This window comes from Deferrisoma sp. (assembly GCF_054681715.1).
The window spans coordinates 1-2,213 of sequence record NZ_BAAHFQ010000281.1 but is presented as its reverse complement, the minus strand read 5'-3'; the positions used below and the strand labels follow the sequence as shown (position 1 = coordinate 2,213).

Annotated in this window: 2 protein-coding genes and 1 pseudogene; all 3 read left to right on the top strand. The window is 68.4% G+C overall.

Features of this window, described 5'->3' with window-relative positions; translation table 11 throughout:
- Positions 1–343 (top strand): annotated as a pseudogene (locus ACY0I8_RS17890) (type I glyceraldehyde-3-phosphate dehydrogenase); the annotation flags it as partial.
- A 4-nt stretch (positions 344–347) separates the two neighbouring features.
- Positions 348–1,364, top strand: a complete 1,017-nt coding sequence (gap, locus tag ACY0I8_RS17885; RefSeq protein WP_461395825.1) for a type I glyceraldehyde-3-phosphate dehydrogenase — start codon at positions 348–350, stop codon at positions 1,362–1,364.
- Between the two features lie 465 nt (positions 1,365–1,829).
- Entirely contained in the window at positions 1,830–2,120 is a 291-nt protein-coding gene (groES, locus tag ACY0I8_RS17880) for a co-chaperone GroES (RefSeq protein WP_461395824.1), read from the top strand.
- Positions 2,121–2,213 lie beyond the last annotated feature (93 nt).

Genomic DNA, 2,213 nt, shown 5'->3' with positions numbered 1-2,213 from the left:
CCGCCTCGAGGGGTTCGCCCTCAACGTGCCGGTGCTCGCCGGCTCGTGCCTCGACCTGGTGGTGCGGCTTCGGTCCCCGGCGGGAGCGGACGGGGTGCGACGGTTGTTCCGGGAGGCCGCCGCCGGCCCCTACCGGGGCCTCATCGAGTACACCGAAGACCCGATCGTATCGAGCGATGTGCGTGGAAATCTCGCATCGGCCGTGTTCGACGCCGCAGCAGCCATGAGCATCGGGGAGGATCTCGTGAAGATCCTCCTGTGGTACGACAACGGGTGGGCCTACGCGGCCCGGATGCTCGAAACCGCCAAGCGGTGGGTTGGGCTTGGGGCCCGGGAGGGATAAAGCGATGCGCGTCGCCATCAACGGGTTTGGCCGCATCGGCCGCGCCGTGTTCCGCCTGCTCAACGAGCACCCCGAGTTCCGGGTCGTGGCGGTGAACGACCTGGGCGAACCGGGGGTGTTGGCCTATCTGCTCCGGTACGACACCGTGATGGGGCGGTTCCCCGACCGGGTCGAGCTGGACGGGGAGATGCTTCGCACCTCCCGACAGACCGTGCGCATGCTCCGGGTCCCCGAGCCCTCCGCACTGCCCTGGGGCGATCTGGGGGTCGACTGCGTGGTGGAGGCAACGGGCGCGTTTCGGCGACGGGCGCAACTCCAGGGCCACCTGGACGCCGGGGCCCAGCGGGTCCTTCTGACCGTCCCGGCCAAGGACGAGATCGACGCCACGGTGGTGATGGGGGTCAACGACCAGGACCTCCGGCCCGAGCACCGCATCGTGTCGAACGCCTCCTGCACCACCAACTGTCTGGCCCCCCTGGTCCTGGTGCTCGACCGCGCCTTCGGGATCGAGCGCGCGCTGATGACCACGGTCCACGCCTACACGAACGACCAACGCCTCGCCGACGTGCCCCACACCGACTGGCGCCGGGCAAGGGCGGCCGCCGAAAACATCATCCCCACCACGACCGGTGCGGCCCGGGCCGTGGGCAAGGTGCTCCCCCACCTGGCGGGCCGGATCGACGGCCTCGCCGCGCGGGTCCCGGTGCCCGACGGTTCGGTGGTGGATCTCGTGGGGGAGTTGCGGACCCCGGCCTCCCGCGGCGACGTCAACCGGGCCGTCGCGGAAGCGGCCGCCGACCCAACCCTGCGCCGGATCATCCGCTACGTGGAGGGGCCCGTGGTGTCGAGCGACGTGATCGGGGACCCCCACTCGTGCGTGTTCGACGCCGAGTACACCCGGGTGATCGGCGACCGGGTGGTCAAGGTGCTGGCCTGGTACGACAACGAGTGGGGGTACTCGAACCGGGTGGTGGACCTTTTGGAGCGGCTCAAGGCCCTGGGGCCGCCGCCCCCGGCGTGAGCCGGGCCTGTCGACCCGCACGGGAACCCGCGGAAGCACGGACCCCACCCGGGCCGGCCCGATCCTTTTCCCGCTGGGATGCTGGGAGGCTAGGACGCCAACCCCCCTTGTGATTCCAGCGCCAGCGGCTGTCCCAACCCGTGGGAGCGGCTGCCGTATCAGGGGCCAGAATTCAGGAGTCAGAAAACAGAGAACCCCCCTTTGAGGGCTGACCTCTGTCCTCTGAGGTCCGATTTCTGACACGGGGGCCCCTTGCCCCGCCCCCCACCGCGCACCCCGGCACCTACGCGTGTCAGTGTGTCGCGAACGGGCCGCGCGCCGCGTCCTACTGGAGCTTCCAAAAAATTTCGCCCCGGCCCTTGACGCCCGGGAGACGGCTGGTTATCTTCCGCGCTCGTTAGCACTCAGGGGTAACGAGTGCTAACGAAACGGTCCTCAACCCATACCGACACGAAGGAGGGAATCATGAAGCTTCGACCGCTGCAGGACCGCGTGATCGTCAAGCGCCTCGAGGAGGAGGAGAAGACGGCCGGCGGGATCATCATCCCCGACACGGCCAAGGAGAAGCCCCAGCGGGGCGAGATCATCGCCGTGGGGCCGGGCAAGAAGAACGAGGACGGCAAGCTCCAGCCCCTCGACGTGAAGCCCGGGGACAAGGTGCTCTTCTCCAAGTACGCCGGCACCGAGATCAAGGTGGAGGGCGAAGAACTTCTGATTATGCGCGAAGACGACATCATGGCGGTGATCGAGGGCTAACGCCCCCAACCCGATCTGGATAAGGAGGAAGCACGATGGCTGCGAAGGAGATCAAGTACGCCCAGGATGCGCGCGCCGCGATCCTCAAGGGTG

What these genes read in the sequence shown, in the direction of transcription:
- gap (WP_461395825.1), top strand. Translation starts at nt 348, where the DNA reads ATGCGCGTCGCCATCAACGGGTTTGGCCGCATCGGCCGCGCCGTGTTC.
- groES (WP_461395824.1), top strand. Translation starts at nt 1,830, where the DNA reads ATGAAGCTTCGACCGCTGCAGGACCGCGTGATCGTCAAGCGCCTCGAG.